The 25,034-nt window shown below is 33.7% G+C and carries 24 protein-coding genes; 16 read left to right on the top strand and 8 right to left on the bottom strand.

The genetic code is table 11. The features are described from left to right. Positions 1–470 precede the first annotated feature (470 nt). Positions 471–758, top strand: a complete 288-nt coding sequence (locus tag ACNQFZ_RS11445; protein ID WP_458411478.1) for a hypothetical protein — start codon at positions 471–473, stop codon at positions 756–758. 213 nt (positions 759–971) lie between these two features. After that, a complete protein-coding gene (locus ACNQFZ_RS11440; RefSeq protein ID WP_458411477.1) occupies positions 972–1,799 on the top strand; it encodes a hypothetical protein in 828 nt (275 codons plus the stop codon). A gap of 417 nt (positions 1,800–2,216) precedes the next feature. Here ACNQFZ_RS11440 and ACNQFZ_RS11435 read toward each other — a convergent pair whose 3' ends face one another. The 3 genes from ACNQFZ_RS11435 to ACNQFZ_RS11425 are packed head-to-tail and all read right to left on the bottom strand — an operon-like array spanning position 2,217 to position 4,660. Further along, positions 2,217–2,624 (bottom strand): hypothetical protein, encoded by a 408-nt coding sequence (locus tag ACNQFZ_RS11435; RefSeq protein ID WP_458411476.1) that lies wholly within the window; start codon positions 2,622–2,624, stop codon positions 2,217–2,219. Between the two features lie 7 nt (positions 2,625–2,631). Further along, complete coding sequence (locus tag ACNQFZ_RS11430) at positions 2,632–3,744, bottom strand: hypothetical protein (protein ID WP_458411475.1); 1,113 nt, start codon at positions 3,742–3,744, stop codon at positions 2,632–2,634. Beyond that, positions 3,737–4,660 (bottom strand): hypothetical protein, encoded by a 924-nt coding sequence (locus ACNQFZ_RS11425; protein WP_458411474.1) that lies wholly within the window; start codon positions 4,658–4,660, stop codon positions 3,737–3,739. Before ACNQFZ_RS11425 ends, ACNQFZ_RS11430 begins: the two co-directional genes overlap by 8 nt. A 1,022-nt stretch (positions 4,661–5,682) precedes the next feature. Between ACNQFZ_RS11425 and ACNQFZ_RS11420 the strand changes: the two genes are divergently transcribed. Then, complete coding sequence (locus tag ACNQFZ_RS11420) at positions 5,683–6,171, top strand: hypothetical protein (RefSeq protein ID WP_458411473.1); 489 nt, start codon at positions 5,683–5,685, stop codon at positions 6,169–6,171. A gap of 47 nt (positions 6,172–6,218) precedes the next feature. Here ACNQFZ_RS11420 and ACNQFZ_RS11415 read toward each other — a convergent pair whose 3' ends face one another. The 3 genes from ACNQFZ_RS11415 to istA are packed head-to-tail and all read right to left on the bottom strand — an operon-like array spanning position 6,219 to position 8,950. Beyond that, positions 6,219–6,557 carry a hypothetical protein gene (locus ACNQFZ_RS11415; RefSeq protein WP_458411472.1) on the bottom strand — a complete coding sequence of 113 codons (339 nt, stop codon included), beginning with the start codon at positions 6,555–6,557 and terminating at the stop codon, positions 6,219–6,221. Between the two features lie 27 nt (positions 6,558–6,584). Then, complete coding sequence (istB, locus tag ACNQFZ_RS11410; protein WP_458411471.1) at positions 6,585–7,361, bottom strand: IS21-like element helper ATPase IstB; 777 nt, start codon at positions 7,359–7,361, stop codon at positions 6,585–6,587. Then, positions 7,358–8,950 (bottom strand): IS21 family transposase, encoded by a 1,593-nt coding sequence (istA, locus tag ACNQFZ_RS11405; protein WP_458411470.1) that lies wholly within the window; start codon positions 8,948–8,950, stop codon positions 7,358–7,360. The genes istB and istA overlap by 4 nt, the downstream gene beginning before the upstream one ends. 155 nt (positions 8,951–9,105) lie before the next feature. Between istA and ACNQFZ_RS11400 the strand changes: the two genes are divergently transcribed. The 9 genes from ACNQFZ_RS11400 to ACNQFZ_RS11360 all read left to right on the top strand — a co-directional run bounded on the left by ACNQFZ_RS11400 (position 9,106) and on the right by ACNQFZ_RS11360 (position 17,307). Beyond that, positions 9,106–9,585: an SIR2 family protein gene (locus ACNQFZ_RS11400; protein ID WP_458411469.1), complete on the top strand. Its 480-nt coding sequence runs from the start codon at positions 9,106–9,108 to the stop codon at positions 9,583–9,585. A 115-nt stretch (positions 9,586–9,700) separates the two neighbouring features. Next, the gene (locus tag ACNQFZ_RS11395; RefSeq protein WP_458411468.1) at positions 9,701–11,452 is read left to right on the top strand and encodes an ATP-binding protein; all 1,752 of its coding nucleotides are present in this window, start codon (positions 9,701–9,703) and stop codon (positions 11,450–11,452) included. A 555-nt stretch (positions 11,453–12,007) separates the two neighbouring features. Beyond that, on the top strand, positions 12,008–12,229 hold the full coding sequence (locus ACNQFZ_RS11390) for an excisionase family DNA-binding protein (protein ID WP_458411467.1): 222 nt from the start codon (positions 12,008–12,010) through the stop codon (positions 12,227–12,229). A 17-nt stretch (positions 12,230–12,246) separates the two neighbouring features. Beyond that, complete coding sequence (locus ACNQFZ_RS11385; RefSeq protein ID WP_458411466.1) at positions 12,247–12,375, top strand: hypothetical protein; 129 nt, start codon at positions 12,247–12,249, stop codon at positions 12,373–12,375. Between the two features lie 214 nt (positions 12,376–12,589). Beyond that, positions 12,590–12,778 (top strand): hypothetical protein, encoded by a 189-nt coding sequence (locus tag ACNQFZ_RS11380; protein WP_458411465.1) that lies wholly within the window; start codon positions 12,590–12,592, stop codon positions 12,776–12,778. Next, entirely contained in the window at positions 12,768–13,277 is a 510-nt protein-coding gene (locus tag ACNQFZ_RS11375) for a recombinase family protein (protein WP_458411464.1), read from the top strand. Before ACNQFZ_RS11380 ends, ACNQFZ_RS11375 begins: the two co-directional genes overlap by 11 nt. Next, a complete protein-coding gene (locus tag ACNQFZ_RS11370) occupies positions 13,270–14,181 on the top strand; it encodes a hypothetical protein (RefSeq protein ID WP_458411463.1) in 912 nt (303 codons plus the stop codon). Before ACNQFZ_RS11375 ends, ACNQFZ_RS11370 begins: the two co-directional genes overlap by 8 nt. Further along, positions 14,174–15,862: a recombinase family protein gene (locus tag ACNQFZ_RS11365; protein ID WP_458411462.1), complete on the top strand. Its 1,689-nt coding sequence runs from the start codon at positions 14,174–14,176 to the stop codon at positions 15,860–15,862. Before ACNQFZ_RS11370 ends, ACNQFZ_RS11365 begins: the two co-directional genes overlap by 8 nt. A 275-nt stretch (positions 15,863–16,137) precedes the next feature. After that, positions 16,138–17,307, top strand: a complete 1,170-nt coding sequence (locus ACNQFZ_RS11360; RefSeq protein WP_458411461.1) for a tyrosine-type recombinase/integrase — start codon at positions 16,138–16,140, stop codon at positions 17,305–17,307. Positions 17,308–17,374: 67 nt separating this feature from the next. On the opposite strand, the gene ACNQFZ_RS11355 is transcribed toward ACNQFZ_RS11360, so the two are convergent. Continuing rightward, the gene (locus ACNQFZ_RS11355) at positions 17,375–17,719 is read right to left on the bottom strand and encodes a hypothetical protein (protein WP_458411460.1); all 345 of its coding nucleotides are present in this window, start codon (positions 17,717–17,719) and stop codon (positions 17,375–17,377) included. Between the two features lie 420 nt (positions 17,720–18,139). Further along, positions 18,140–19,423 (bottom strand): IS110 family RNA-guided transposase, encoded by a 1,284-nt coding sequence (locus ACNQFZ_RS11350; protein ID WP_458411459.1) that lies wholly within the window; start codon positions 19,421–19,423, stop codon positions 18,140–18,142. 255 nt (positions 19,424–19,678) lie between these two features. On the opposite strand from ACNQFZ_RS11350, the gene dcm reads away from it, so the two are divergent. From dcm to ACNQFZ_RS11330, 4 genes are all read left to right on the top strand, one after another. Further along, positions 19,679–20,974, top strand: a complete 1,296-nt coding sequence (gene dcm / locus ACNQFZ_RS11345; RefSeq protein WP_458411458.1) for a DNA (cytosine-5-)-methyltransferase — start codon at positions 19,679–19,681, stop codon at positions 20,972–20,974. A 61-nt stretch (positions 20,975–21,035) separates the two neighbouring features. Then, complete coding sequence (locus tag ACNQFZ_RS11340) at positions 21,036–22,265, top strand: type II restriction endonuclease (RefSeq protein ID WP_458411457.1); 1,230 nt, start codon at positions 21,036–21,038, stop codon at positions 22,263–22,265. Positions 22,266–22,554: 289 nt separating this feature from the next. After that, a complete protein-coding gene (locus ACNQFZ_RS11335; RefSeq protein ID WP_458411456.1) occupies positions 22,555–23,475 on the top strand; it encodes a hypothetical protein in 921 nt (306 codons plus the stop codon). Then, the gene (locus tag ACNQFZ_RS11330; protein ID WP_458411455.1) at positions 23,468–25,033 is read left to right on the top strand and encodes a hypothetical protein; all 1,566 of its coding nucleotides are present in this window, start codon (positions 23,468–23,470) and stop codon (positions 25,031–25,033) included. The genes ACNQFZ_RS11335 and ACNQFZ_RS11330 overlap by 8 nt, the downstream gene beginning before the upstream one ends. The last annotated feature ends 1 nt before the right edge of the window (position 25,034 follow it).

Genomic DNA, 25,034 nt, shown 5'->3' with positions numbered 1-25,034 from the left:
CTTAAAGAAGTAGGTGGTTTGGAAGATGCGAATGAAGAAGATATCATATAAATTTGGCAGCTATTACAAATCAATTGCCAATAATTTTTTGAATCTCTGGCAGTTGCATTTATCGATGTTTCAGAAACTTTTGTTAAATTGAATTTTAACTTAACTAGCAGTGCTAGTTAATGAACAATAGCCCACTAATATGCAATAAACTTCCGATACATAATACACGGCTATTGTTCACCAACGTTATGTACAATAATGTTAGAGATAAATACAAAGTCTGTGAAAATAATATACTTAAAGTGACACTCGGTTTAAAGAGAAACAAGTTTTAGCTTTGTTCAACAAACGGGCCATTACCTTGAATAAAGGTAGTGAGTAATTGGATATTTATGTTAAAATATAGTGAAGATTGTAATGAAGAATTGGTGTGCACATAATTATTATTAGATGCATTGGTGGCAGAAAGGAACGGTTAAATGAATAGAGAAGAGGTTTTAGCTGCCCTTAAAACAGGAGAATTTGATGGTATAAGTCATACGTATCAACCATACAGTGGTTACGGGAAAAATTGTCATCAAATAGAAATGAGTGTATCCTGTGGGACTATTGAGGTAACGAAAATTACTACAGGCAAAATCTTTAATGGCAAGGAAAATGAACGATTTGAAGAAAGGACAACTGAAGTCTTAAGTGGTAATAAAGCGGTTGATTTTATAGAAAGTCGTCCATATTACTTTTCACAAAGAAGACCAGATTTGTTTTAGACAGAGACTTTAATAATAAAATCTTCAACAAAAGGGCGCAAATCTTGAAAAAGAATTGTGCCTTCTTTAGCTATAGGGCCATTTGATAATTGAACAGTATCTTCAAAAAAATCTGGGTATTTATGTTAAAATTTAGGTGGGATTGTGAAGAAATTTGCAGATGAATTTATGAGACTAAATGTTAGTAATAATAGGGATTAAGGAGTGTTAAAAGTGGCCAATTTAAGAAAATTAAAAGATATTGAAAAAAGTTTTGAGGAAAATAATATAACAACCTCTAAAGTAGGGTTCTATGATTCTCTAGAATTTATTCAGGTAGAACGCAAAGATTCTACGTACCTAGAATACTACGCCAAATTTGTACAATTAAAGAAATACGATTCAACGTATTTAGATATGGTAAGAGAGAAAGTATCCATCATTTCAAAGCTCCTATATAAAGAGTTAGAAAGAGACGGAAGATTGGGCGCCTGTATAGATATGTCAGGAACATTATCGCGAATACTAGAAAAAGAAGGGATTTGGAATCACATGGTATTTGGTAGTTTAAGTATTGACTATCCAAAAGAAAGCCAAATAAGTAGAGGACACTTTTGGTGTGTAGATTATACTCAAGGTGCATCGGCAGCACACTCTTGGTTAGTGGTTCCTCCATTTCATATTGTTGATCTAACCATAAAACTTCAACCGTATTCTCAAGGTCAAGACAAGTATCTCCCAGAGATTGTACTAAGTGAAAAGGTCAAACCTTACACACCTAAAGCTGAAGATCTAATAAACACTAGAATTATCCGAGAATTACAACTTCGAGGTGTCAAAAATGTATTAACCTACACTTTGCCGAATTTTAAAGCATTTAATAGTAATTTTCCAGCTGTGATGACGGAAGCAAACAAATGTGTTTTACATTATATCCCTACAGCAATTTCAGCACCGGATTCTCCGTTTGAAGAAGCTGTTAATCTAAAACTTAACGGTAGATATGGATATGAAATCTATAAAGAAGTCATTTCACCAGCATTAAAAGAGCAAGGTTTTTGATGTTTTTTAATATTCCTTTGTTCAGCTCAGCAATCGGGCGCTCTCCTTGAACAAGGATAAGCGCTCATTTTTCATTTAAGGTCTAGTATGTTTAGTATGGGCTGCAGATTGACCATTTTATTAGAGGGTATATTATTTTAAGATTAATGGTGGTGAACCTAACCATAAGTAACAACGAAATTTTTGTAGTAAAACGCGAGAATTCCTTCCTTGAAACTCATCAATTTGTAGAGTCCTATGGATTTATCTTAATGAAATGTAAAACTTGTTTCAAGGGCTTTGCCGATGTAAATGCTTGCTATTACTTTTAAATGGTTACTTTATCAATAGATATCTTATTCAATACAACTTGTTTTCCACAAAATAAATTTATGAGATAAAAAAGACAGCTCTCCTAAAAGGATGCTGTCTTTATTTCTAGATGTGATCAAAATACATGTCATCCGGCTCGGTATCTTCAAGTGACTCGGAGAGAGGGCGCTTATCGAAAAAATAATCATCCGGCTCAGTGTCCTCAAGCGTAAATGTCTTTTTGCTACCATCCCCCTCTAGTTGCAGATCAATCGGATCTGTACTTTCATTAGACACTGGCTTGAAGCGATACAACAGGTAACTATCATCTGGTTCAGTCCCTTCAATGTTTGCTGTCTCTATGTTCTCCTTCCACATCATAAAACCGTCATCGGGTCTAGTGTCCTCGACCATGCGGGTTTGGCGAGTTGAGAATCTTATGTCGTCCTGTACTGTTCCTTTAAGACTCTTGGTGAGGTCTTTGGATTCATTCCCCCCCGCTGAGCTTAGGAAGTGTGCGATATAGGGTTTCATTAGGTTTTCACCTCCTCTTTAAAAGAATGGTTAGTTTGTGATTCTCTGGTGTTGTATTGTCTGTAGCTGTCGTAACTACTATATTATGGACATTAAGGGATTGAATCAAGTAGGAAATACGCTTGTAATTCTCTTCATTCCCGCTTCCTGAGCGAATCAAAATGACTTCTGATATCTCACCTACAAGCAAATCATTTTTCAGATGGTCTAGAAGGATATTTTGACCCTCGTAGAGCTCAACAGAAGGCTTGGACAAGTCTAAGGAGTAAACCGCTGTATTTCCTTCTAAAATTGGTCCTAGCCCAATATTCTCTGATTGGTAATGTGATGATATGTTATGGACAATGATCAGGGCAATACTCATGATGACAATTCCTTTTATGTATTTCTCAATATTTTTAATAAGGGTAACCTCACGAATCCATTCAAACTCAGTTAGGTACCTTTCAAAATAAACCATCTGTAACAACTCGGTTAATGGATCGGCAGAATTCTTTACATCTTGATAAGCATACCTATCGTATGACTTCACTTTGATGAAATTATGAAAGAACAAGATGAGATTTAAGAAATTTAACGTGATGTAATAAATAATCACAAAGATAAGAATTTGAAAAAAACCCTCATAATCAAGGACTTTCCCTGTTCTGGTAAGGTACGGCGTATAGATAGGGATAAGAAAGGCTACGATTGCTAGATAAGCTAGAAACTTATTAAATGTTCTATTTTTAGAATCTTTGATATTTCCTATTTTATAAAAAAGTGCTTCTTTAATTACTTCTTTTTTTTCAAAGTCCAGATTTTTAACCTCTAGTTTATGCTTATTAATTCTTTGCTTAAATTCATGCTTATCCAATGGTTTTTCAACATCGGTTAGGCTAAGAACACGATATATTCGAAATCGCTCTTTGATTTGTCCCTGTGGAGGGGTCCCCCAAAACCATTGAAACGTAAAAAGGTGTAAAATATGTTTCCCCCAGTTTATACTCAGTAATGAAAATCTTAAAAGGTTTCTCTTTCTAGTGATTTCACCAAATCCAGCATCGCATGTCACTCGGAATATAGGTAAAAGGGAAAGAAACTGGAAGATACGGAAAGTCCAGCTTGGCAACTCAGTCATTTATGGGGTCCTCCTGTACTAAATATTGAATAATCGCATTGGATATGTGTAGATTTAGTTCCTGCTCCAACCAGAGCCACTGCCCATTTGGATTGACCTCAAGAAAATAGTAATCTCCGTCGGAGACAATGAAATCAAAAGCTCCAAAATGGAGCTGAAGTGCCTCCATCATGGAAATACATTTACTGGTGATTTCTTCGGGTATATCTACGATTTGATATGTGTTACTATTGTAGCTTTTTCTCCAATCAATATCATTTCCTGCATCAATTCTTACAGCAAAAACCTGTCTATCAATGATAGTTATCCTAAGCTCGTAGTCTTTTGGTACAAAAGCTTGGAAATAAGATGGACAATGTGAGAGTTGAACTGGAGGATGATTGGGCGGGATGATGTTCGTTTGAATGATAAAATTCCCCTTGGTAGTCACTAGTTTTCCTGTAGCTAACGGCTTCACAATTGAAGACTGTGGAGCAACGAAGGCCTGTGCGCTCTGATCATGATTTGTCACCAGTGATAAGGGAAGCCGGAAACCTAAATCTCTTGCAAGCTGTAATTGCACAATCTTATTTTCGGCCCGCTTCAACACTGAGGGTCGGGATAAACAACGTTTCCCGTATGTTTCGGCTAATCCTTCAACGAGGCTGAATAGTTCCTTTGCCACGAGAGAACGAATTTCTAAATCATACTTTGACAGGTCAGGGTACACAGTTTTTCGATAATAGACTCCATGGACATCCTCAAGAGATATTTCCCATTGATTTGTCCGAATGGAACTACCTTTGTGGCTAATGTTAATATGATATGAATCAATTTGATCTACATTCAGTCGGAACAGGAAAAGTGTTGGGTTATTTTTCTCGATGTATGACACTGTTGAATCTTGCGAATGAGTGATCAGTAATAGCGGTTTCATATAGGCACCTTTCTTGTAAAAAGTTAAATTACTGAGTATATCAAACTACAAACATTTTTCGTTGTAAAAAACGCCTAGGTTTTTTCCTTAATTTTACTTTAAGATACATTAATTTTTAGAAAAATAAAAGTGTTCATTTGTAATTAAGATAGCGTGTTATAATAGGAACTTGATATTTAATGTAGAAGGATTCCACCATATTATACCATTTGCAAAGAAAATGTATCATCAAATTCTAGTAGCCAAATTAAATAAGATTACCAGTTTATGATGAAAAATTGTTCACTTTTAAGCATGGGATAGAACAAAGTGCCTAGACATTTATGATCAGACCCCCGCTCTTTTTAAAGTTTTATTATGATGGGTATTGATCCCAAATCTCCAAATGCAAAGAAAGTAATAGACATTGTGGATGTTCAATATACCCGAAAGTCCTTAAACGATTGTATGTTATTGCGATATGCCTTGGATTATAGAGTAATGTGATTCTAGAGAGGACGATAACTTAGAAATAATGAACAAAGGTGTGCAGTTATTTTTTTTACTGGCCACCTTTGTTTTTTAAAATTAATTAAAAGCCAATCCGTTAGATTTTGATAAACGAGTGAGAAAGTGAAAGAGCATTAATTAAAAAATGTCAGTCTGGAGATCGACATTTTTTAAATTGAAATTTCCTAGTTTGATGGCCGTGCTATTTGTTCTACTTAATAGGTTTTAACACAACAATGAAAATTAATGAGCCCAAAATATGCAAGGTTTTACTCACTTCTTGTATATTTAGGCTCTTTTTTACTGCCATAAACAGTATTTTTTGATTGCCAAATACATATCAGATTAAGGTGGAAATTATATATAAAAATCTCAACAAAAAGATTTAGTTTATGAAGAATACACAATGGTTTGAAATAGGTCACTAAAAGAATGGAATAAACCTAATATCAGTTTTTTTTTATATGTTGGCAGGAAAATATTTATTTTGTAAAGAAATGTATTATTATGTAAAACTTTAGGAAGTGGTAATAGTGTCTTTTTTTAATTTTGCAGAAGATGTTTTTACAAAAAATCCTGTATTTGTTGTAGGAAGTGGTACTTCGTCTGGAGCGGGTATTTCGGGAATGGGTGCACTTGGTGATTATTTAGTAGGAAATGTTATAACTGAAAACTTTGAAGAAGAAGACTTAAGAAATTGGGGGGTATTCAAGGAAAGGATATCTGATGGATTGGGGCTAGAGGAAGTTTTACAAGGATTGGGGAGTATATCAGAAAGGTTTACAAATTCGATTGTTCAAGCTACTTGGAACTGCATTTTATTAGATGAAATGAAGCCCTTTTTAAAAATTTCAAGTGGTGACGATATAATAGGTTTTACTCGGCTATTTAGAAGATTTAGAAATTCAAATATTAATTGTATAAACATAATTACTACCAATTACGATCAATTAATTGAAATTTCTGCTGCTGTAGAGAATTGGTGTATTTGTCAACTCAAAAATCCACCAAATGTTAAATGAAAAGTCCCCCACCTAATTTTTCCATTTATGGTAGGGGACCAGGCTTTTTAGAAATCTCCGATCCCTAATTTTAATGCATATTCGTAATTTTCTTTCTGGAGCTTTTCATTTTCCTTCCTTAGCTTGTATAGTTCATCCAAGAGCCGTTCTATCATAGTTTGGTCATCAATTCCTCTTTCAAATGCTGTTCCTTTCCATCTGTAATCTTCCACAAAGTCTTCTAGATCTACAATATCAATTGTTCGATTTATTCCGTCTCCACTAGATTTTATTAATCCTTGTTCTACCCATCCATCGACAATAGTAGTTGTAACTTTTTCTCCGTTGGATTCTATACCGTAGTCCGAACAGAGGATAGAAGTTGCTTCTTCAATTGTTAATTTCATTTTCATCACCGCCAATTTATGAGAAAGTTATAGTAGCTCTTGTTGTTCGAGCCATTTTTTCGTTTCTTTCATTCGATATGAATTTCCGTTCATATTCACGATATAGGCTTGATGAGTGAGTCGGTCGATCATCGCAGCCGTCATCACTGGATCTTGAAAAATCTCTTCCCATCGCTCAAATGACAGGTTTGTTGTGATTATCGTTGATTTTTGATTAGCTCGAAGAGATAGATGTGTAAATAATAGCTCGGCTCCTTCTTTATCAAATGAGATATAGCCCATCTCATCAGCGATCACAAGATCATATTTTTCGAAGCGGTTTTGAAATGCTCTTAATGTCTTCTCTGCACGAGCTTCTTTTAACCGGTTAATTAGTAAAGGGACCGTTGTAAACCACACCTTATAGCCTTCCATACAAGCCTTTATTCCAAGACCAATGCTCATGTGAGTTTTACCAGTCCCTGGATTGCCAGCTAGAATAATATTTTTACCTTCCTTTATGAAGTCTAATGTTTTAAACATTTTATATTTTTTCTGCGCATCTGGAGGAAGTTCATCTATAACTAAATCCTCTAAATGCCTTTTATAAGGGAATTCCGCCCGCCTTATCCGATTAGACTTTGCAGTCTCATATCTTGCATCTGACTCTTTTTGTAGTAATAAAGCCAAAAACTCCTCATAGCTTGCATCTTTTTGTACTGCTTCTTTTACGCCTTCATCCAGGTGTTTACGTATTGAGGGTAGCTTTAACTCTTTACTAAAGTCAATGACTTGTTCTCTCCAATCCGATTTTATCCTGCTCATGCAATGGCCTCCGTTCTGCCAACTGTTTCAGTATTAAAAAGGGTGTCATACATTTTTGTGTTTTCTTGAGATTGGTGTTCTATCGCTTTTGTTTCCTGAGATTGAAGTACAGGAGGAGAGAATGTCTTCCCAATATATTTCTCGCATAAAATCTTTATTTTATCCGTTGTCACATGCTGTGGATTGATTCTCCTTAATTCTTCTATACTTTGTTCAATCCTCTCGAGGCTTGTCCCATCCTTCATCCATTCTATTAACTCTACAAATTCTTTCGGATGACTGGTATAATAAGTGTCATAGATTGTTTTAATTTTTTGATCTGCCTGTTGTAATGCCGCGCTATCGGCTAATGCACCAGGCTTTTTCTTTAATGTTTTTAAATAATGCTCTAGTTGAATACTCCATTCGTGGCTACCTGTTAAACGTTGGTGCACTGACACTTTTTCCTCCTGATAAAAACATAGAATACAAGTCGAATAAATCTTCACTTTTAATAGTTCTCCCACTAAATGATCCGGCACGGAGTAACGATTTTGGTCTACTATCACGGTAGAATATTTATCAACACGTGGATATGTAATTCTTGCCGCATCAAATGGCGCACGCCTAGGTAAGAGAGCTTCTTTTTCTATACTTAGTAATTGTTCTGCTGTTTGATTTAGCTCTTTGTTTATCGTTTTCTTGTTCCTCTTATCGCATACCTCCAGTAAGTATTGGTTTGCTTCCTCTAGTGATTCAAACGTATCACGATGTGAAAATGCTTTTCTTCGAACAACCTCCACACTACGCTCTACGTGCCCTTTTTCATTTCCCTTGGCAGTATTACAAAAACGATAGTTAAATAGATAATAGGTTGATAGTTTTAAAAGCCCTTCGGTCGGCTCTTTTTCCGTACCTACAAACTGCTTCACGGCTACTTTCATATTGTCATAAACCATCGTCTGGAAAACACCACCTACTTTCTCAAAGAAGAGAGAATGTGCTTCTTGGAAGCATTCAGTCTTTTGTTTGGTAAATAGAAAGGCCCAACGATAATTTCCATAGGCGGAGGTAAATACAGCCATTTGTAACCTTCGCATCTTCCCATTTATTTTGATCTTTACATCTCCCCAATCGAATTCACATACATCCCCAGGTTTATAAGTACTTTTAATGAATGCTTCTTTTTCCTTTCTCATTAGGTTACGTACTGCATTTCTAACTGTAGTGTAACTAATTTCATACCCTTCCATTTCTAGAGCCTCATGAATATCAACGATTTTTTTTGTTTGCTTACGCAACCCAGATAACTGTTTCTCCTTATTTTCTTTTAGGAACCCAATAATCTTTTCTTCAATTTCATCTGTAAGCTTACGCTTTACTCGATTAGATGTATTGTATTTCGGTGCTTCTACTATACTTTGAATAAGTTCCCCCTTGTCCAGTGAATCTTCAGTTTGATCTACTGCCATTAACTTTGTTTCATAGTCCTTGATATAACGTTTAACTGTTTTTCTATCAATCCCAACCTCTCGTGCTATGGCTCTTTGTGACATCCCATCCCTAAAATACATAAGGATAATATCTTGTTTTTGTTGCAACTCAACCACCGCTTTCATCTCCCCATATGATTTGGAAAAAATCCTATGGGTTTATTATAGCAGTGGGGGAATTTTCAATTAACAATGTGGACCAGTTTTAGATTAACAAATACAAGAATTGGGAAGTATGGGATGGTTTTGGTAATGGGATATTATCTCGACCAATGAATTCCACATTATTGAAAAGCAAAATGAGAAAATTAATAAGGCCTGGGAATAAACCTATATTTGAAGAGATTAAGCACGTTAAGATATATAAACCACACGGTTCATTGTCATGGTTTAGACTTGCAGACAATTCATTTATTAAAATACCTTCTATTTCTGCCCTTCAAAGCAATATCCTTAAAGAACTTGGTATAAGGCCAGTAATTGTTACACCAGGCATTGGGAAATATCTTGAAACTCACTATGAGCCTTATAATAACGTTATGGCAGAAATGCAACAAAGCATCCAAGATGCAAAGGCTATGATTTTTTTAGGATTTGGGTTTAATGATATACATATTCAAGCTAGTTTTCAGTCTGTTTTGAGGAACGATAGTATTCCTAAGTTAATTGCAACAAGAAGTTTATCCTCCACATTTTTTACCCTAGTAGAAAAAAATGAATTGAAGAAATTTTTATGCAATAGAAAGGTTTGAGGCAGGGTCTAGAGTTATATCTGATCACCAAGATGAACAGCTTTTATCTGATTTACATGAGGCTTGGAGTTTAAAGGGATTGGTGAATATGATTTGGGGAGGAGAATAAAAAAAAATGACCACTGAAATTTTGTTTACAATAAATGACATAGAGAGTATTGGTCAAGTTACAAAAGTTGATAGTTATAGTGTATCTGTTTCAGTCATAGATGAAAATAAATTGGAGCAAGTGAATGTTAACGGTTTTGTAATTTTATATACCTCTAATCCAAATATAAGACTTATAGGGCGAATCGATAGGGTATTACAGTCTGGAGTAGATTACTATATAACGGAAGATGGTCAAGAGGAAGTTTTTAATAATGCAGAAGTGTATATAAATGTATTGGGGACATTAAAGGGTGTTGGGGCAGGTAGGCAGACTGCAACTTTTAATAGATCCGTTGAGACCCTCCCTGAAATTAGTTCAAGGTGTTTTTTATTAAACAGTGAACGATTAACTTCATTTACAAGACTCATAACGAATGAAACAATTAATCAAGGAACTCCATTAATCTTAGGTTCTTTTACAATGGCAAATGGCGCTAAAGCAATATTAGACGGGAATGCATTTTTTCAGAGACATGCAATGATAGTTGGTTCAACTGGTTCAGGAAAGTCATGGACCACTGCAACAATAATTGAGCAAGTTGCTGAATTACAAAATGCTAACATGATTGTCTTTGACTTACATTCTGAATATAGTCCATTAGATGAGCACGACAATATTAAAGTTTTTAGGATTGCAGGGCCTGGAGACTTAAATGACCCAGATGATGACGTTATATTTCTCCCTTATTGGTTATTGGGTTATGAAGATATGTTAGCTTTAATTTTGGACAGAACGGATGAAAATGCTCCTAACCAAGCAATGGCCTTTTCTAATACAGTAATCGAAGCAAAGAGACAAACGTTGATTACTGAAGGATTGAACGAAGAATTAGAAACATTTACGATTGATAGCCCTGTTCCTTATGATATTAGTTTTGTGATTGATGAGTTAACCCGATTAAATAATGAAAGAGTTATTAATCCTGGTACAAACAGAGAAATAAATGGGCCATTTAATGGTAAGTTTAGTAGATTCCTTCCTAGACTCCATTCCAAAAGAAGTGATAGAAGATACGGTTTTTTATTTAATTTAAATGAAGAGCATTTACAAACAGACTACCTGTCTTCGTTAGTTAGTAAACTAATGAGAATGGCTGATGATGAATCAGTTGGAGTAAAAATTATTGATTTTTCAGAAGTACCATCTGACATACTTCCAGTTGTTATTAGTTTAGTGGCCAGACTTGTTTTTCAAGTTCAGCAGTGGTCTGCAAAGGAAGAAAGGCATCCAATTGCATTAGTATGTGATGAAGCACATTTATATTTACCTTCAGGGCAAAATGCAGATGCAGCAGAGGCAAGGGCTTTATCGCATTTCGAAAGAATAGCTAAGGAAGGAAGAAAATACGGAGTGAGTTTATTAATTATTAGTCAAAGGCCTTCTGAGCTTAATACGACTATAATGAGCCAATGTAATAACGTAATTTCACTGAGATTATCAAATCAATCTGATAAGACAGCGGTTTGCAATCTTTTGCCTGAAAATCTTGGAGGTATACAAGATATGCTACCTACACTTGGGATTGGTGAAGCAATAGTTGTTGGTGATTCTTGTTTGTTGCCGAGTAGGATCAAGATAAAAGAACCTGTAAATAAACCTAATTCTAACTCCGTAAAGTTTTGGGATGAATGGGGTGAGGGGGGCAATCAACAAAACTTAGACAATGCTGTGCGAAATCTTAGGAGACAAACAATGGAGGAAATAGTAAACTCCTAAAATATATTTAAATGTCATTACAATGAATGAAAATGTATAATGGACTAATTAAGGATAGGATCAATTAAGGTAGAACTGATGATACTAATGGTGTCCTTTTAAATGAAAAAGTGCCCTTATTGTAAATTTACAGTCTGAAGGACTAGATTCTTTTAAAATACGGCACACCTCTCTAATTTGATAAGGAATACTACGGAATTCATAAGATCTATTAAATTAGTTGTTGATGAGATTTACCTCTTAATAAAACGTAATAACTGCTAATACTCAACAATAAAATCTAAAAAGTTACATCCGGAGCTGACTGTTTTTAGGATTGATAGAGATGATAATGAAAAATCCTATTAAGCCTAAATAGTTGGAATACTTTTTAGAAAGTTTTTTATAGTTCGGTTATTGCATAATTTGCAAAGATATGTTAGTTTATTTTTGTAAAAGTAAATATTTAATAAATGGGAATCCCCCACTAGAAGTTATGATGGTATTTTTATGCCCTCTAACGCTTCAAGTGGGGGTTTTTTGTTTTTCTAAAGAAAAAAAGGAGGAAAAATTTAAATGGATTGCTTAACAATAAGTGCTAAAAAGGCAGCGGAACTATTAGGTGTTTCATATTGGCAAATTCTCGAAATGGCTAAGCGTAAGGAAGTTGGACATATTCGTTGTGGTAAGCGTGTATTATTTCGTGTTGAAACGCTAGAAAGTTGGATGAAAGAACAAGAAAAACAATCTATGATTCTCCCAAAGCTCAATTCTAGTGTACAAAAAATTGAAATATAAAAATGGGGTGTAAAAATATGGAACAGAAAAATGTAATAGAAGCTATTAATTTATATATAAACTCTGATGAGGATTTTGGAGTCTCAAAATTTATATTAGAACAATTTCTTGTTCAAGTGAAAGAATTGGAAAGGAGGGTTAAATAGAATGCATAGAACATATGAACAATTTCAGTTACCTGGGAGTAAAGTAAAATCCATAGTGATTAAACGCCAAAAATACATTCAAAAAGAAGCCGTAGTTCAACAATCCTTTTATTTTAATGATGTTAAAAAACAAAAAAGTAAGTGCTGTTGAATGAAATCTTAATCTCCTGTCAATGCTGAGGTAATAAATATTTGACAGGAGGTGATTTCAAAAATGAAAAAAATTAAGATTACATTTTCTGATGAAAAGAGTAATGAAAGCCAAATTTGGTTAAGTCGAATAATTGAAAGAATAGTTATTGATCAATTAGAGATAGATCCAAAACTTAAGGCTGAATTATTAATGCAATCAGGAAAAAATACTATGAGTCTTATAAAAAGGAGAGCCAAGAATGATAGTTAATGTGAAAATTGATAACAAGCAAATTGCCGTTTACATTCGGGTTAGTTCAAAAGCCCAAAGTGAGGAAATGCAATTAAAGGCGGCAATCAAATGGCTAAATGAAAATGGGCTTACGATCGATGATATCGAAATGTATAACGAGCATGCATTATCTGCAAATGTCGTTTTAATGGAAAACCGTCCCAAGTTAATGGAACTTCGAGAGGCTATTCGTGCAGGTAAAATTAAAAAGCTATTAGTATTTACACGCTGTCGATTAGCCCGAAACTTTTATGAATATTTAACATTAGTTGGGGAGCTACATAAATATGGTGTTGAAGTTATTTTTACTTGCTCTGGAACACCAAATTTTAGTCAAGATATATTGGTTGAAGGAATCTACGGCATCCAAATTCAATCCGAAGGGAAAAACATTAGAGATAGACTTCATGATGTTCATAGCACATTCCCACCTTCTAAATTTGGATATATAAAGAAGGTGGTGAAAATAAATGATTAAAAAGGAGTATCGGATTATTGAAGAGTATCAGGTACCAATCCAGACCCTTTTTAATAGTTGTCTAGAGATAGTAAACTCTAAGCAACTAAATACATTATTGCTTGAAAATAAGAAGATTCTTAAAAGAAGTAGCATCGAAGATGTATGGAGATTACTCAGATCACCTTTTTACGCTGCTAGTTATGTAAAACATAATCAGTATTACCCTTTAGATTATGTTGAGGCTTTTATTGATCTAGACACCTTTATTGCTGTTCAAGAGATCCTAGATCGATTCGAGGATGATTTTATCAAGGCCTTACTGCATTCTCGTGAACATGCTTTATTAATTCCAGAATGCTCTATTTGTCAAGAGCAAATGGTGCTTCGAAAAAATGCACTTGGGAAGTATGCATATTATGTATGTACAAAACATCGTAAAGTAAAAATTGATACAAATGAAGTAAATCAAACAATCAAGGAAAAGATACTAAATGCAATTCAATGTTTGCCTCATGAAGATATCGAAAAGATTATTATTGCTTCTGTACAAAAGACAATTAAAAGCATACAAATACGCCAAAATGCTGTAGAACGGGAAATAAAACAAAAACAGTTAGAGTTTGTTTGTTCTAACGTAATTTCTATAAAAGAAAGATCAAGATACCACTTTGGGGTAATAAAGGAATTAAAATCAGAAGTTAGTAAGCTTAAATCACAGGAAACCAACTTAGAAAATACAAAGTCAATTCTCGGTAAGTTAGTTACTATTATCAAGGACCAACTAACTAAACAATTAAAGGATGAAGACCTACTCCTAATGATCTATTTTCTAGTTAAAGAGTTAAGAGTTGATGAAAGTCATATTGAACTAAAAATGTATTTAACAGACTTTTTTAGGAAGGGAATGTCAAAGGATGCTTGAAAATAAAGGAATTGGATCAAATGTACAAGTAGAAAAATTGGTTAGCAAAGTTGAAAGCTTAGCACAAGAAATAATCGGTACAGGTAAATCAAAATCCGTATGTTATTTCGATGAACCATTTAAAGATAAGGAAAACTATTCAGATTTAAAAAGTAGTAGAATCAAATATGGCATAGCTTATATCCGTTATTCCGATAGGAAACAAGACCAAAACAATTCGGTCGAAATTCAAAAACGACAAATTTTGCTTAAGGCAAAGCTTGAAGGTTACCAGATTATTTATTGGTGCATCGATAAGGCGATTTCAGCAACACAAATTAAGGCTGGAGATCGCAAAGCGATGCAGGTTTTATATAAAGTCGCATTAGTGGATGAATTTAAAAATTGCGGGATTTTCTTCTATGAAGAATCTCGCGTAAGTCGCCAAGCATCTGATTTTGTCATGGATATATACAACCCTTTAATCGAAGAACGTGCAGCTATTAAGTTCTTTAGTACATCTGAACCGGGAGAATGGGATGCGAAAAAACCACATATTCAAGCAAAACTGCTTATTTATCAATATGAATCAAAGATTAAAAAAGATAGAGTGATTGGTTTACATGATACATGCCTGCACCCTGAAACTGGAAAACCTCGTCGACCAGGTGGATCATTACCATATGGTTACATTAGGGGTGAAGATAAGCTACCAGTTATTGAAATGTCTGAAGCGGTAGTTATTTATTTGATTTTTTATTTATCTTCATGGGGAAAAGGCAACAAAACTATTGCTACCATTTTAAATGAGCTCGAAATCCCCTCACCTACAGGAAAAAAATGGTCATCCGGTGCAATCGATAAGATTTTACATAATCAGTTTTACTTCGGACATCTCAATTGGCGAGTTCGCAATGAACGTGGTGCAAGAAAGAAAGAAGGAGAATATGACTTAATTCTTGAAACGCATGATGCAATTATTCCACCCTTTTTAGAAGAAATGGTTTCCCAGGTTCGGGAATTTAAGAAAGAAAAGGGAATTAAGAGAGATTCCCCCTTCCTTTTAAAGGACATTGTTTATTGCGATAAGTGCAGTGAACCACTTGCAACTAAAAACTATTCTGCCAAAGGTTTTGCAAAAAATAAAGAAAATCAAAAATTTGTATACCGATGCCTGGAATGCAAACATTATGTATTTGCTCAAAATATTCATGATCTAACTTTTGAAAAATTTTTCACCCATCTAGGAAGCAATAAGGTAAAAATGAAACATGATGCTATTAAGTATTTAAAAGAATGGAGAAATTCCTTAACTAAGAAACTGAACAAAAAGCTTTCAATTCAAAAGTATATTAGAGATCAAGAACGCTTATTTATTTATGAAAATAACCTAGATGAATATACTCAGGAAATGATTGAAGCTATTTCAATCTCCTTGATTGAAACGCAAAGTGAAATTGAAGCTATTCAAGCTGCGTTAGATCAAATCAATAGAATATTAAATGAATCTGACTTAGATATGTTATTTCAATTATTTTTGTCAATGCAAGATAACTCTTTAACTGATACTGAATTACGTGTAATTAGTTTATCTTTTATGAAGCAAATTAACTATAGCTTTGAAACAAATTCAATTACAGGTATTGATTACCTTAAAACTCCATTTGTAAGCTTAGAGTTAGCGTTAGACAGTTTACCGTAAATACTTAATAAGATAATAGATTGAGTAGCTAAAATACCGTACTTCTAACCAAGAAAATAATAATGAGAACTAAGTCACTCACGGAAAGGCTTGATATCAAGCCTTTCCAGTAGATTATGCTCGGTTTTATAGATAACAGAGTATACTCCGTTATCTAAAAGACCGTACCTATTTAGAAACATTGTAGACAAATTACCGTACTTATATACATGGTGAATATAATAAATTTCAAATGTAAAAGCCATTAGTAGTGCATGAAAGAAAGGAGCATTTTTATGGCTGCAGGTAACATTGAAGAGCGTGGTAAAAATACTTATCGGTTAACAGTATCCGGTGGGTACGACGGTCAAGGAAAACGGATCAAGTATAGAAAAACAATAACAGTATCTAGTAGAAGAAAGGCTGAAAAGGAACTAGCAAAATTTGTTGCAGAGGTTGCAAATGGACAGTTTATTCAACCTGTAAAACAGACCCTTAAGGAATTTGCAGAATTTTGGCTAGATACATATGCAAAGAAGAATTTAAAAGTGAGCACATCTCATGGATATGAACAAATGCTTAAAACAAGAGTTTATCCAGCACTTGGCCATATTCCGCTTGATAAACTTAAACCACTACATTTACAACAATTTTACTCTAATCTTCAAGAAGATGGAACACGATTGGATGGTAAAAAAGGAGGTTTATCGGCTCGTACAGTTAAACACTATCACAATTGTATCTCTTCTATATTACAAGATGCAGTTGAGTGGCAAGTTCTCTCAATAAACATTGCTCATAATGTAAAGCCACCAAAACCTACAGAGGTTGAAGCTGACTTTTACACAGAAGAAGAAGTAAAGGCTATTCTATGTGTCATAAAAGATGAAAACTTTAAATATTATGTTTTGTTTTCATTGGCAATTACCACTGGGCTTAGAAAAGGAGAATTACTAGGACTAGAGTGGTCAAATATTGATTTTGAAAATAAACAATTAGAAGTAAAGAAAACAATAATGTACCGGCATGGAATTGGTGTTTATGAAGATACTCCAAAATCTAAGTCGTCCAAACGCACCCTTTCTTTATCAGATACTGAGGTATCACTCTTACAAAAGTATAAGGAGTTTCAGGATAAGCAAAAGGAAGAATTGAATGGTATTTGGCAAGACCATGATAAGTTGTTTACTCAATGGGATGGTAAGCCGTTACACCCCAATACACCGAATAATACATTTAAAAAAATCTTGGAAAAACATAATTTGCCCATAAAGAATTTTCATACTTTGCGACACACTAATATTACGCTGTTGCTAGCAAATAATGTAGATCTCAAAACTGTTATTAGTCGAGCGGGTCATCAAGATGGGACATTAACACTGAATAGATATGGTCATGCACTAAAGTCAAAGGATCGGCATGCGGCAGAGAAAATGGATCAGATTTTGAAATCCGCAATAGATTAAGTTTAATATTAAAGCCCGCTTATTTTAGGAATAAGGGGCTTTTTAGTTGTTACGAACTAAATAAGTCTTATTCTAAACTTATAAATTCTTTGATTTTTATTTTTTCAGTATGCGCTATTTGGTATAAAAATTTTGAACTAAACTCATCAGTGATATTATTCCAGTCGTAAATTAGAATTAAATCGATATCCTGCAATTTTTCTGATAAATTAAATAGCCCATCACATGATCCAATATAGTCAAATATTGCCTCAACAAGTACCCATTTCTTTTTGTTAATGTAGGTCCTCATTGCTTCCAAGTTTTTATCAGTTTCTTCGGAGATTATTCCATATATAATAATATTTTTAATAGTATCTCCCCACAATTCTTTATGTGTTAATAATAGGTTTTTATTAATTAAATTATACAATACTCTCCCTCAATAAAGTTATTATTATCTCCCGAATACTCCTTTTTTCTCATGATTTCATAGATACCTAATAGTTGACACCTTTAATCCCCTTGGGGGATTTAGGATATATATTGAAAATCTTTAAATATTTTACAGAGGAGGGGCCATCCTAACGTCCAACTTGGATAAAATTGGAAAATAATATATAACCGTGCGTAGAAATCTCCACACAACTCATGGCCGCTAACCCTCCCATGTCTCACCGGATTGGGGTCCATACATTCCTTCGTCCTGCGTATCCTTGAGGTGGAGGTCGGATATGCTCCTATGCTAGGTCATATGCCTGTATGGTGAAAATAAACTCCGACTCTGCACTATTGGTATTTGTCCTTGAGATTTCATAAAGTATTCTGAAGCAATTAGTTACTTAAATTTGCTTTAAGCAGCTTGTAATGAATCTATTTGAGGTAAACCTTGCAATAACTTTGAACCATCAAAATCACACTGTTTTTGACCAATGACAAATAAAACACGTAGTAACTTACAACATAGGGCTATGAGTGACTGTTGCTTTTTTAAAGGGCGTTCGGAACGATTTGTATAATAGTGATGTAAAGCTTTAAAGGTTTCGTTATGAGCGACGAGAGGCCTAATGGCTAAATATAAGGCTCTTCGGAGCCCACTTCGTCCTCGTTTAGTGATTCTAGTTTGCCCTTTGAATTTTCCAGAACTATGTTCACGTAACGAAAGCCCTGCTAGGTTAACTAATTGCTGTGGATGGCTATACTTACTTATATCCCCAACCTCGGCAAATAATTGGGCAACTGTTGTTGCACCTAAACCATTTATATCAATCAATTGCTTAGTGCCCGGTATTGTGGTTAAAAGTGCCTCTATTTGATTATCTAACTGTTCTAGTTGCTCTTTATAAAGCTCATATTGGCGGATTAGATAGTCCATTTCATGTTTGGCAAACTCAATACCAACCTGTATACCAATGCTCTTTTTAGCCGTATCTACTAGCTTAGTCGCTCTTTTGATTCCAACTCCACGTTGTACAAAAGGTTTCCATTTCGAAAGAACCTCTTCAGGCTCCATTTCAGTGATTTGAGAAGGAAACGGGAATAGTTTGAGTGTGCATAAGGCAGCTTTGCCTTCCCAGTCCCCAAAAACATCAAAGAACTCTGGAAAATAACGCTGAATCACATTTTGTATACATCCTTCTGCAATCATAAGCTGCTGGATAAGTTGATCTCTTACTTTGACGCCCTCTCTTAGCTCGGCATAAATGCCATCTAAAAGATTTGGTACTGAGTATCGTCCATCCTTTATCAGCTGTGCAATTACTTTGGCATCCTTTGTATCATTCTTTGTTGGAGAGTTGTCATCGAGTTCTTTGGTTTTCTTGACATGCATTGGGTTGACTAACACAAAGTCATAGCCCTTGGCGGTAAGAAAGTAGGCTAAATTAAGCCAGTAATGTCCAGTTGGCTCAACACCAAATATCACGTGATTTTTAGCATTTTGTTTTTGGTGGCGTTCCACCCATTCTAATAATGATTGGAAGCCATGGATTCGATTTTCAAAGACCAAACGTTTTCCAAACTCGATACCCCGATCATCTTGAGCTCGTGCTACGTGTTTGTCTTTGGCGATATCAATGCCAATTACTAATGTTGATGGTGTGATTTGCGAGATTTTTTGATTTTGAGTATAATTCATTTTGAGTCCTCCTTGGGTATTAATTAAGGGTCCTTGCGCTGCAGCTTCGGACACCTCGTATCATACCAAGGGGGCTCTTTTTGTTCAAACCTCAAATTTCTTCATTACAGGAATGCTCCTAGTAGGGAATATGCTTCAGTGGATATAAAATAATGTGCTATCAAAAAAGTAGGATTTTTCATTGACGAAAGTACGTTCTGTTGGTATGATTATGTCAAAATCATTCCCAGCGAATATTGGGAAACGAGAGAGTTGATGAAATTGAAAAAAAATAAACTCAATGAATTTTCCATTTTGAGGGAAAGAACTGGTTATTCTGTTAAACAGACTGCTAGATTGTTAAATAAAAGTGAAAGAACCGTCTATCGTTGGGAAAATGGAGAAGTTGCTCCTAGTTCACAAGTTTTGGATACACTTAAATTAATAAAAGATCCAAAAGACAATATATACTCTGCCAGCAATATAACTAAATTTAAATTTATTGATTTATTTGCGGGGATCGGCGGGCTTAGGCGTGCATTTGAATCTATTGGTGGCGAATGCGTTTTTACTAGTGAATGGGATGATGCCTGTAGAAAGACTTACCAAGCAAATTATGAATGCTCTCATAAAATAGTTGGTGATATTAGAGACATCGATTTAGATGAAATTGATTCGTATGATGTTTTACTTGCAGGATTCCCTTGTCAACCCTTTTCTATTGCTGGGGTTTCAAAGAAAAACTCCCTTGGAAGACCACATGGTTTTAGGGATGACACACAGGGTACTCTTTTTTTTGATGTGGCACAAATGATTGAGTATCATCGTCCAAGGGCTTTCTTACTCGAGAATGTCAAAAATCTAGTTTCTCATGATAAGGGGCGAACTTTTAAAGTTATAATGAGGACCTTAAGAGATGAGTTGGGATATAATGTAGACTTCAAAGTTATTAATGCAAAAGGTTGGGTACCCCAAAATAGAGAACGTATTTTTATAGTCGGATTTCGAGAAGACTTAGGTTTTTCCTTTAATGACTTTAAACCAAAAGATCCTTTTAATGGTCCTAGGCTAAAATCTATTTTACATCCTGAAGATGGAAGCGAAGCCCCTGAAACTCCTTATACCAATGAGATTTTAGGTAAAGTAAATGATAAATATACTCTTAGTGATAAACTATGGAGTTATTTACAAGCCTATGCTGAAAAACATAGGCAAAAGGGAAATGGCTTTGGATATGGCTTAAATGGTCCAAATGATGTTGCAAGAACCCTATCTGCTAGATATTATAAAGATGGATCAGAAATTTTAATTAAACAAGATGGGAAAAACCCACGAAGACTAACACCAAGAGAATGTGCTAGATTAATGGGATTTGATCAAGTAGGAAAACCATTATTTCAAATTCCGGTTTCAGATACACAAGCGTACAAACAGTTTGGAAATTCCGTTGTTGTTCCTCTAGTTGAGTCAGTTGCTCAATTTATGCTTCCTTATTTAATGGTTTCAATGAATAAGCCAATAAAGGGCACAAATATACAACTTGATTTATTTAATGTCGTAAAAAATGCCTAATACTTAATATTGGGCATTTTTTTTTTAGGATTGACTAAAAAATATTAAGGATGTTGTTAGTATGAAAAAGGGGTTTCTTTCACAATATTTTGAAGGAATAGCAATAAAAAAACTTAGTTCGGTTGAGGTTAATATTCAAAAATCAAATCAGCATGAGTTTAATGGAAATAAGCCATTACGTAATTTACTTGGAAGTGAACGATTAAATGATTACCCAGTTACATTTGTTTGGCTTGGTGATGAGAACGAGGGGATATCTGAGGAAGGTATTGTAACTTGGTATGATGCTAGGGAGAAAAACCCATTTCGCTCTGCGGAATGGAGATTATACTTTAAAAGCAATGGAGTAATGGATTGGGCAGCTGAAGGTGATTTATTAATAGTCGCTAAAAGACCGAATGGCCAAGTATACTTAATCATAGTTAAAGCTGACTCAACCTTTGAAAATCAATTATTATGGCTTTTTGGTGTTAATGATGATATAAGCTTTATGTTTAATTTTCAACCTATAGAAGATGGACATGATCCAAAGGTTGATTTTGCAGTTCGCTACATCTTAGAAGAAATGGGGATTGAAATTCAAGATCCTGATTCAGTGTTGTTAGATACATTAATTGATCCTTATATTGAAAAAGGTTTTCCTTCAACAAAGGAATTTTCTAATCTTGCTCAAAAATCAGTAGAGAATAGCTCTCCAATTGATAATCCTGATTCCACCTTGCTTTTATGGATGGAACAAGAAGAAAGGTTGTTTAAACGCTTGGAACGCTATATTGTTCAAGAAAAACTAGAAAAAGGTTTTAATTATTCAGGAGGTACAGATGTTGAAGGTTTTATAAAGTTTTCATTAGCGGTTCATAATCGTAGAAAGTCACGTGTAGGTTATGCATTAGAGAATCATTTACAAGAAATCTTTATTCAAAATAATATTAAACATTCTAGGGGATCAGTTACTGAAAATAAATCAAAGCCTGATTTTATTTTCCCTGATATATCATATTATAAAGATCCATTATTTCCTGAAGCCAATTTAACAATGTTAGGTGCAAAATCAACATGTAAGGACCGTTGGAGACAAGTATTGACCGAAGCAAATAGAATTGAGACAAAGCATTTATTAACTCTTGAACCTGGAATAAGTGAAAATCAAACAAAAGAAATGCAGTCTAGTAATCTAAGATTAATTATGCCGAAGCCTTTACATAAAACATATAGTGTATCCCAACAAACTTGGTTAATGAACCTTGAGGAATTCATTAAACTTGTTATAGAAAGACAAAAAGGTTATTAGGACACAGATTATAGCAGATAAGAACTGTTTTACTAAAGTTTTTATTTTAAAATAACTTTACTTATCTCCCATATTAAAAGTAAAGCACTCATTTGACATTCGGTTAAATATTTTGTCTAATGAGTGCTTTTTATTTTGCAATAAATCAGATCCGCTCTAAAAATCAAGTTTTTTCTACTAGACATTCAAATTATGACTATTTAGAAAATTTGACTCGAATGCATCCAATTAAATGTAAAATTATAGTATGATAAAACTATACTATCTTAAATGGAAATAGGTGTTAAGTATGTATTTTAATGAGATAGAAGGTTCAAATGCATCTTTACCATGGATGAAATTTTATTTGAATTTAGGAAGATACTTTTTAGAGTGTATATGGGATTCAAATCGTAAATATGGAATTTGTATAAACGTTCCATTTACTGAATACCTTGCTGTTACAATTGGTTTAGGTGTCTGCGATGCTATTTATTCAGAAGATGTTGAAATTAAGGAAACTGAGGCTGAATATGAAATAGGAATGCTTTTATTTTATAAAGTAACCCCAGATCATGATGAAAAAGCAGTTACTTTCCAAGGTTTTAATAGTAATGGGCACCCAATAGTAAAAACTAAAGGAAAAAATCCAGAAACAATAACCATAACACATAATTGGGAAAATAAATTACGAATAGCACCTACTCAACGTAGCTATAAACGAAATAGATATTTAAGTAATGACCATACAAAAAAGGTCAAACAATTTTATGGTACAGAAGTCTTAAACAGATTAGAAAAATCAAATGAATTTTCTCTATTATTTATTGGTAATGAAACAAGATTAAAAAAGGAGTTTGAGACTCGTTTAACTGAAAACTTATTTTTTTCTGATTTTTTATTGCCAAAGCAATTGGTTGGAGAGCAGGAATACTATTTATCGGAATTAGTCTCTTCTAGGCATAAAGAAGATCTGCATAATATTAAAAACAAGACAATTGTTATATATAACACTTTAGAAGCATTTAATAATTTTTATGAAGAACTGGTTGATTGTCATTGTATCTTACTTTTTGACCGTCGTGACACAAGTATTCATAGAGAGGATGTTTTTAATTTGTTGAAGAAATTAAGTTGGGACATAGATAAAGGAATAATTGAGGAAACAAAAAAACTACCTGGTGATTTTTTTGATGGGGAGTTAATTGCTTGGAGTTATGAAAATGAATAACTTAAATCAAATAAGTAATATTTATCAAAATTTCACTTTGGTAAAGCCAAAGATAGAACTCATTAATATAAAAGATGATTTATTTAAGTCCCTTTTTAACCTTCATAAGTTATGGCTACTTGAAATGGGGCTAGAGGTAGAGCATCGCTTACCTTCTTTGCTCAACTATGATTTAAAAGTACTTGAATATCAACTTTCGACGATTCCTTTATCCTATGATCAAATTTTATCAGATAATCAATTGATAAACATAATTAATGCGATTCAAAAACTAATAAAAATTTATCCGAATTATGCACAACTATTAAATAACATACAACAAACATTAGAAGAATTGGCTTCTTGTACAACAAGTGCTTTATTTGAAGCAGTAGCAGATTCCCTAAAATATACATCATTTACTTATGCGATTGTCTCTTTAAGACCTTTTTCAAAAGAACATGTAACTTTATTAAAACAAAAATTTCAAAATAACACTTTATCTTTCTTTACGGAAAAAGATTATAGAACAACACTAGAAGTTTTTGATTATGCAATCTTCTTAGGTAGTGCCGGAATCTTCCCTGAATCCCATCTGTATAGCATTAACTCGAAAAAGATCGTATTTATCAGTAGAGACTGTTATCTAAACAATGTAAAAAAATATAACAATTTTTACGAATGGGAGGAAAAATTTTCAAATATTTATATACCAGAATTAGAGAAAAGGGAATTTAATTTTTCAAAAAATATAGATACAACAATGAAATTTATTAATGATATTACTATTGATGAAAAAATAGATATGTCTCTGCCAAATTTATCTGAGAATATCGTTGAAGATTTTACACTGCGTCTAAAATCAAATACTACTGAAAAGGAATTAATAAGCTCAAAGTTATTCACTCTTGATGGAAATGATTTGATATTTATTAAAGACTCATCTCACAAAAAGTTAGATATTGTAAATTCAAATGGAGAGTTTAAAAAGATCCCTGTAAATGAGGTTCAAGTTGGTGACTATATTGTTATTTCTGATTTCAACACCCCAGTTGGATTAAGAAATTTCGCTGACTCCTTATTTAAAAAAAATGGGATATTGAATGATCGAAAAAGACAAGATAATTTGAGAAAATATATCCATAATAATATTGAAAAGTTTACTTTATCTGGATATTGCAATTATCTCAGACAGCAGGGATTAACAAAACTAGAAGACTATCAAATACTTAATTTATCTAAAGAAGATGCATTCAAACTTCAGGATAATTCCTTATATTTAGGATTTTTACTTATCGCAACAAAGGGAGACGAAGCAAAGGCTCACCGCTTTTTTAAAAGTAGTAAAAGATTGAATAATTTCCATATACAAGCTGGAAGAAAAATAAGAAAAATAATGCGCCAAATACTTTCAGACACAAATATATTGGATAATTTGGAAAATAGCGATTATCACATAGTTATTCCTGAACTTCCAGAACTTGAGATTGCTATTCGATTAATTAAATCTATTGCTAAGCAATCATTTAACATACCTAGTAACAAAGTAAATGTCATTTTGTCTTTTAATGATTATTAAG

The sequence above is a fragment of the Schinkia acidoalkalinis genome, from assembly GCF_054301215.1.
Note: the sequence above shows the minus strand (reverse complement) of the source record. Positions and strands in the feature narration are given on the sequence as shown.